The 7,647-nt window shown below is 43.8% G+C and carries 6 protein-coding genes; all 6 read left to right on the forward strand.

Going from position 1 to position 7,647, the window contains the following annotated elements; genetic code table 11:
• Positions 1 to 107 precede the first annotated feature (107 nt).
• The 6 genes from Q0081_RS07465 (at position 108) to Q0081_RS07490 (ending at position 7,441) form a co-directional block, all read left to right on the forward strand.
• A complete protein-coding gene (locus Q0081_RS07465; RefSeq protein WP_298350903.1) occupies positions 108 to 1,352 on the forward strand; it encodes a pitrilysin family protein in 1,245 nt (414 codons plus the stop codon).
• 147 nt (positions 1,353 to 1,499) lie between these two features.
• Positions 1,500 to 2,141, forward strand: coding sequence for an O-methyltransferase (locus Q0081_RS07470; RefSeq protein ID WP_298350906.1), 642 nt, complete (start codon positions 1,500 to 1,502; stop codon positions 2,139 to 2,141).
• A 21-nt stretch (positions 2,142 to 2,162) separates the two neighbouring features.
• Positions 2,163 to 4,400 carry a LysM peptidoglycan-binding domain-containing protein gene (locus Q0081_RS07475; RefSeq protein ID WP_298350908.1) on the forward strand — a complete coding sequence of 746 codons (2,238 nt, stop codon included), beginning with the start codon at positions 2,163 to 2,165 and terminating at the stop codon, positions 4,398 to 4,400.
• Positions 4,397 to 4,963, forward strand: coding sequence for a DUF3109 family protein (locus Q0081_RS07480; protein WP_298350911.1), 567 nt, complete (start codon positions 4,397 to 4,399; stop codon positions 4,961 to 4,963). The genes Q0081_RS07475 and Q0081_RS07480 overlap by 4 nt, the downstream gene beginning before the upstream one ends.
• Before the next feature lie 100 nt (positions 4,964 to 5,063).
• Positions 5,064 to 5,393 (forward strand): MGMT family protein, encoded by a 330-nt coding sequence (locus Q0081_RS07485; protein WP_298350914.1) that lies wholly within the window; start codon positions 5,064 to 5,066, stop codon positions 5,391 to 5,393.
• A 41-nt stretch (positions 5,394 to 5,434) separates the two neighbouring features.
• Positions 5,435 to 7,441 carry an OmpA family protein gene (locus tag Q0081_RS07490; RefSeq protein WP_298350916.1) on the forward strand — a complete coding sequence of 669 codons (2,007 nt, stop codon included), beginning with the start codon at positions 5,435 to 5,437 and terminating at the stop codon, positions 7,439 to 7,441.
• Positions 7,442 to 7,647: the final 206 nt, after the last annotated feature.

Genomic DNA, 7,647 nt, shown 5'->3' on the forward strand with positions numbered 1-7,647 from the left:
AACAACTTTTTTGATTAATTGACAGCAAAGGTACGTATAGAATCAGTGCATTAAGAAACCCTCATGCCTTAAAAACTGTTACCTTTGCATTAGTGATAACGACAAGAATGGAAGAATACCGCCTACACACCTTGCCTAATGGCATCCGTGTTGTACACAAACAAGTACCGCATACTCAAATCGCCCACTGGGGAATCATGCTCGATATTGGAAGTCGGGATGAGTTGCCTCATCAACAGGGCCTTGCGCATTTTTGGGAGCACATGGCTTTCAAAGGAACTCAAAAGCGTAAATCATACCACATCATTAATCGTCTCGAAACTGTCGGAGGAGAGTTAAACGCCTATACTACCAAAGAAAAGGTATGTTTTCATGCATCATTGCTGGCTTCGCACAGCGATAAAGCCATTGAATTACTGTCGGATATTACCTTTCACTCTATTTTTCCCGAAAAACAAATCGAAAAAGAACGAGGAGTGATTTTGGAAGAAATGGCCATGTATTACGATTCGCCCGAAGATGCAATTCAGGATGAATTTGATGAGGTTGTCTTTCAAAATCATCAGTTGGGACGTAATATTCTCGGTACTCCCGATAGCGTTCGTTCCTTTAGCAAAAGCGATTTACAGTCATTCATTGCTGATAATCTGGATACCGAACGCGTGGTAGTGTCTTTGGTGAGCAATTTGCCTTTTCATAAAGCCATTAAGCAAGCTGAAAAATACCTGTACGATTTACCGCACAGTACAAGTCAGCGAGTGCGTACGTCTCCCGAAATCTATTTGCCTAAAAATCTTCAGGTACCGCGCGGCATGACCCAAACGCAGGTAGCGATGGGGCGTCCTGCCTATGCCCTGATGGATGAAAAGCGATTGCCGTTTTTTATGTTGGTGAATCTGCTGGGTGGTCCGGGAATGAATTCACGTTTCAACATGACACTGCGCGAAAAATATGGTTTAGTCTATTCCATTGAAGCCAATTATGCCCCCTTTCTGGATACGGGCTTTTTAGGCGTATTTTTTGGAACTGAGTCCAAAAATGTGGACCGCGCCATGCAGCTGATTTATCGTGAATTACGCCAACTCCGAGAAAAACCGCTTACGACTATCCAAATGCGCAACTTAAAAGAACAGTTGATGGGACAATTGGCCATGTCGGAAGAAGGAAATCAGAGCTTTATGCTGATGATGGGCAAGAGTATTTTGGATACGGGCAGAATTGATTCGTTGAAAGAGATATTTGCCGAAATCAACGCCGTTACAGCTACACAATTGCAGGACATTGCGCAGGAAATGTTTGACGAAAGTCAATGGAGTACCTTGTCTTTTGTTCCGGAAGACGAAGACAAATAGACTTGAAAGAAATAAATTCAAGTCTGTTTTTATATCGAATAAGATAGGTAACTTTTGGATAAAAACGGGTTAAACTTGACAAAAACGGCTATAACATATATTTTTAGTCGTTTTTCCGTTTATATTTGTTGAAACAATACGGAATCAATGGATTTTCTCCCCCCCGTCATAGAAGCTTACGCGCTGGCGCATACGTCAGCCGAAATTCCGCTACTGGCGCAATTGAACCGCGAAACGCACGCCAAAATACTTCAGGCACGAATGCTGTCAGGGCAAATGCAGGGACGGCTTTTGTCGCTGTTTTCAACCATGATGCGCCCCCGCAGAATTCTTGAAATAGGTACCTACACAGGGTATTCAGCGCTCTGTTTGGCAGAGGGATTGACAGATGACGGTGTTCTTATTACGATAGATGTCAATGAAGAATTGGAAAGTTTTACCCGTTCTTTTTTTGATGAATCACCTTTGGCTGATAAGATTGATTTTAGAATCGCAAATGCTGTTGAGCTGATACCTACGTTAAACGATACGTTTGATATCGTGTTTATTGACGCAGATAAAATGAACTATGGCTTGTATTACGATTTGGTGTTTGACAAAGTCCGTTCGGGCGGTGTCATCATCGCCGACAATGTCCTTTGGAGCGGTAAAGTTGTACAGACCGAAAAGAAGATTGATAAGGATACTCAGGCACTTTTAGACTTTAATCAAAAAATCCACACTGATCCGCGCGTAAGCCATTTACTTCTCCCCGTGAGAGATGGACTGATGATTGCCCAGAAACATTAACACTCAGCGACTCAAAAAGCAATGAAACGTATTTTAACCCTAACCACATTCATTTCGTTCCTTTCCATTTCTGCTTTGGTGGCCCAAGCGCCGGCGGTTCCTACGGTGCCGCGTAGTGTGGGTTTTGCAGGAATGAACATTCAATTGGACGAAAACGCTCGCGCGGTTATCCAGGCAGATGTAAAAGCATTGCTGGGTAACAAAAAATTTTGGGAAGCAAAGCTCGACCGATGCCTGATGTTTTTCCCCATTGTTGAAGGTATTCTGATTGACGAAGACGTTCCGATTGATTTCAAGTATTTGGCCGTGCAGGAAAGCAATCTGCAGCCCGATGCCATCTCGGCTTCCAATGCCGTTGGTTTTTGGCAATTCAAAAAAGAAACCGCTGTTGACTATGGCCTGCGGGTAGATGACCAGATAGACGAGCGTAAAAATATTACATCTTCTACGCGTGCTGCAGCTAAGTATCTCAAAAAAAGTAACTTGCAATTCAATAACTGGATTGCTTCTCTGTATTCCTATTACCTTGGCGCAGGAGGAATCAGTAAAACAATTCCTGCTGAATGGGGCTACGCCAAGGAAGTGAAGTTGGATGAAAAAGCGGATCGCTATATTTTGCGTTTTCTGGCTCATAAAATCGCGATTGAGTCGTCGATTGAACGTTATCAGTCCCCTAATCGCTTGGTAATGTTGGAATACCCTCAAGCAAGTGGACGGACATTAGACGGAATTGCGAAAGAATTTGGAATTGACGAAGTCTCATTGCGTACCCAAAATCGCTGGGTTACGGGAAATGACATTCCTGCTGACAAAGAATATTCGCTCATACTACCCGTCACCAACGACCAATTTGAAGCCACTCGTTCTCGCCTTGCAGTGTTTAAAAAGCCCAATCAACGGGACAATTTTACCCAAAAGGACATCGGTTTTCCCGTATTGGTTCGGGCAGAAGGATACAGCAGTGATTTGTTATTGTACGAAATCAATGGTTTGCCGGGAATTATGGCGGGCACGGGCGACAATGTAGAAACGCTGTCTAAGAAATCTCGGGTGAGTTTCAGCAGTTTTTTGCGCTACAATGAAATGTCGGAGCGTGATCCAATTAATCCCGGTGACGTGTATTATTTGTCCAAAAAGAATAAACGGGCAGTTATACCTTATCATACCGTACGCGAAGGAGAATCACTCTGGAAAGTAGCCCAAATTTATGGCATCAGACTCAAATTTTTGGTTAAATACAATCGGATTAGCAATCGTAATCAGCGTTTACAGACAGGACGCGTACTTTGGCTGACCAAAAAGCGCCCTCGCAATACGCCCGTAGAAGTAATTGATGTTCCTCAGGAAGAATGGGTGCCTGGCTCGGGAAAATCTCAACCTCGTCCTGCCGTTCAGGAAACGGCAAGAAACGGAGCCGCTCCTGTCTCTAACAACAAAATTCCTCAGAAACCATCGGAGCGTAAAGTATATACTACGAAAATGGCCGATGCTCCTGCAACGACGACGACCCCCGCCTCAGAACAGTCGGGAGGGGTAGAAATAACGGAAGCAGAAACTCGGGCGAAGCAAAATCAATCGACAACAACCGGTGTTCAAACGGCCAAACCCAATAAACGTGCTCCTTCTTTTAATCCCGTCGATGATGACCGCGTAGTCATTATTAACGATGAGGACACCGCCAAGCCCAAATCATCAACTGCCGGTAAGCAAACTGCCGGAAATACGAAGAAACCACCCGTTGAAACCAAGCAACCTGTTGCAGAAACAAAACAGCCTGTCGTGGAGACCAAACAATCGGTAACAACGGGGCAATCTACGGTGAGTAACAAGCCAACTCAAGTAGATACGCAACCCAAAACTCAAACTCCGCCTGCGAAGACAACAACGGTTACGACAACACCGCCGCCTGCAACAACAACAACTAATAAACCAATTATTCACGTAGTGGAAGCCGGTCAGACGTTTTACAGTATTTCCAAAATGTATGATGTAACAGTAAATGACATTTTCTATTGGAACAATCTTGCACAGGATGCAAAACTGTTGAGCGGTCAGAAATTGACCATTCGCCCCGTAGGAAATACGTTGGACCAACAACCTAAAGCGGAAGAATTTACCAATCACACCGTAGCGCAGGGAGAGACAATGTTTAGCATTTCCCAGAAATACGGAGTAAAAGTGGATCAAATAAAAGAGTGGAATGAGCTGCCAGACACGGGTGTAAAAATAGGTCAGCAACTCAAGATAAAGAAACTATGATAGTTATTGATAATTCGGTCATTAGCGATGATATTGCTGACCAATATTTTGTCTGCGAACTGACTAAATGCAAGGGTGCCTGTTGTGTGGAAGGAGATATGGGTGCTCCTTTAGAAAAAGAAGAGTTGGCGGTTTTGGAAGAAATTTACCCCGTAGTAAAGCCCTATTTGAACAAAAAAGGGATTGAGGAGATTGAAAAAACGGGATTGTACGAGCAGGATTTGGATGGAGATTTTGTCACCCCAACCATCAATGGCAAAGAGTGTGCGTACGCGCTATATGACCAAAAAGGAATCCTGAAGTGCGGAATTGAGCAGGCTTTTTTGGACGGGAAGACCACGTTTCGTAAGCCTATTTCCTGCTATTTGTACCCGATTCGCATCACTAAATACGATCACTACGAAGCGCTCAACTATGACCGCTGGCACATTTGCAAACCCGCCTGCAACAACGGCAGGGAATTGGGAGTACCTATCTACAAATTTCTCAAAGGACCGCTTACTACCAAATACGGAGAAGCATGGTATGAGGAATTGGTCAATAGAATTGAGAAAAAAGCATAGTTTTAGTTTACAGTCTACGATTTGCAGTTTACTGTGGGCTCTATTTCGCTCATAGTCTTTTCTTTACACCCTTCACGTTAATCTTTAAACTTGCCTTTCGGTGGAACCAAAGAGTTTTTTCAATGACGTGTATGATGTAGTTCGTCAGATTCCTTTCGGACGGGTTACTTCTTACGGGGCCATTGCTTTGTTTTTGGGTTCTAAGCTCAGTGCTCGCATGGTAGGTTGGGCGATGAATGCCTGCCACGGTATGCCTGATGTGCCTGCCCACCGCGTGGTAAACCGGGATGGAGTACTGTCTGGGAAGCATTTTTTTGGAAGTCCAACGGCTATGCAGGAGCTTCTGGAAGCCGAAGGAATACGCATTGAAAACGATAAAATCGTTGGATTTAAAAAAGTGTTTTGGAATCCAAGTGAAGAATTGCTGTAATTGGCACGAATTATGTGCAGACAGGTTAAAAGCCTGTAATTATGCGTTTTTTCTTATTTTCCCTTCTTTGTTTTATTGCCCATTCGATTCATGCTCAACAGCTTCAATGGGCTAATAAAGTTGTTGAATTTTCTTCGGAATTTACTGAAAGTAATGGTCAACAATACCGTGCTACCCAGTTATTGGGCAAACCTAACAAACTTCCGCAAGCGGAAAGCGGGGCTTCGGCTTGGCGTTCTGCGCAACCGGATGCGGGTGAAGAATGGGTTAAAGTGGGTTTTGAAACTCCCATGGAGATTCGGCAGGTAGTGATTGCTGAAAATTTCGGGGCCGGTTGCGTCACTAATGTGTTGGCGTATGATACCCAAAACAAAGAATATTCGCTCTACAAAAGCAAACCCGAAACCTCAAAACGCGGTGCGGGAATGCACCGAATTTGGCTGCCGCAACTTACGGCTTTCAAGGTTTCGGCGATTAAAGTGGTCATAAATACCAAATTGGTAGCAGGCTGGAACGAACTGGATGCCATCGGTATTTCATCTTCTGATAAGCCCGTAGAGGCAGTTATTAATTTGGCTAAAAATGTCCCCAAAGAACTGAAAAAGGAAAACTTAGGGCCCAATGTAAACTCCAAGGCCAATGAAGTTGCCCCTGTCATTTCTCCCGACGGAAAGACAATCTACTATACTCGGTATGACCACCCCGAAAACCTGAAAGCCAAAGAAGATTATGATGTATGGTTTGCCGAAGAAAAAAACGGGGTGTGGCAAAAAGCCCGTAACATGAAAAACCTGGTCAATAACCTGCAGGAAAATTCCATCTGCTATATTTCTCCAGACGACCGTACGGCATTGTTGATGAATATTTATCATCCCGATGGTGCTCTGTCCAAATGGGTTTCCATCAGTCGAAAGAACAGTACGGGATGGACATTCCCGCAAGAACTTCGCCTGCAAAATTACGTCAATGATCATCCGTTTTCGGGCTTTTACATCGGACCCAACGGGAAAGTTATGGTGCTGTCCCTTCAGGATGCCAATACCAAAGGCGGGGCAGATTTGTACATTTCGTTTCCACAAGCTGATGGTACGTGGTCACCTCCCAGAAACATGGGGATTGACATAAACACGGCCGATGATGAGTTTACGCCTTTTTTGCCTGCCGATAACCAAACGCTTTATTTTACCTCCAATGGGCGAAGCGGCTACGGTGAGATGGATATTTATGTGAGTCGGCGTTTGGATGATACGTGGATGCATTGGTCTGAACCGGAAAATCTCGGACCTGCCATCAACACGTCCGATTACGAAGCCCATTTTACCATTCCCGCCTCGGGAGCGTATGCCTATTTTTGCTCTGCTGAAAATTCATTGGGAGAATTTGATATTTTTCGGATGAAACTTCCCGAAACGATTAAGCCAGTTCCGACGGTGCTTTTACAGGGAATTGTCCTGGACCAAATTACCAAGCAACCCGTAGCGGCAGAGGTAATTGTGGAAGATTTAGACCAAAAACAGGCACCTCAACGTCTGGATTATGACCCAGCCGTGGGTGATTTTAAATTGGTACTCGACACTCAAAAGCAATACGGGCTCACTGCACAGCGCAAGGGCTATCAGTCGGGCGGTATGGTAATAGATTTGACAAAAGAAACACAGTACCGCGAACTGCGCCGGGAAGTACTGCTCGCCCCCATTGAAATAGGTCAGAAGGTTACGCTCAATACCATTCGTTTTTCACAAAGCAAATTCGATTTATTGCCTGCCTCGCTGCCTGAATTGGACCGTATTGCGCAAATGATGACGGAAAATTCTACTATGGAAATTCTATTGGAAGGACACACCGACAACGTAGGTGATTTTGATGCCAACGTTCAACTTTCCAAAGATAGAGTGGAAGAAGTAAAACGTTATCTCTCCACTAAAAGCATTGACGTCAAACGTATACAAACCAAAGGCTACGGCCCTACGCGCCCTATTTCACCCAATACAACCGAAGAAAGTCGCAAACAAAATCGGAGAGTTGAATTCACGATTTTGAAGAAATAATAGTAAACAAAGTAAAACGCCCAAAAATAAAATCTTTAAATAGTTATATTTTATTTTTTGCTATTTCTGCGATTAAATGAAAGGAGTAGATAACTGCATAGGAATGATTTTGAAATAAGTTAAACATCTAATTGGGATTAATTCTATAATTGAGTTTAGGTATTTTGGGATGGTATTGAATATATTTAGATGAAGAAATACGAGCA

This window comes from Runella sp. (assembly GCF_027484545.1).
Classification (GTDB): domain Bacteria; phylum Bacteroidota; class Bacteroidia; order Cytophagales; family Spirosomataceae; genus Runella.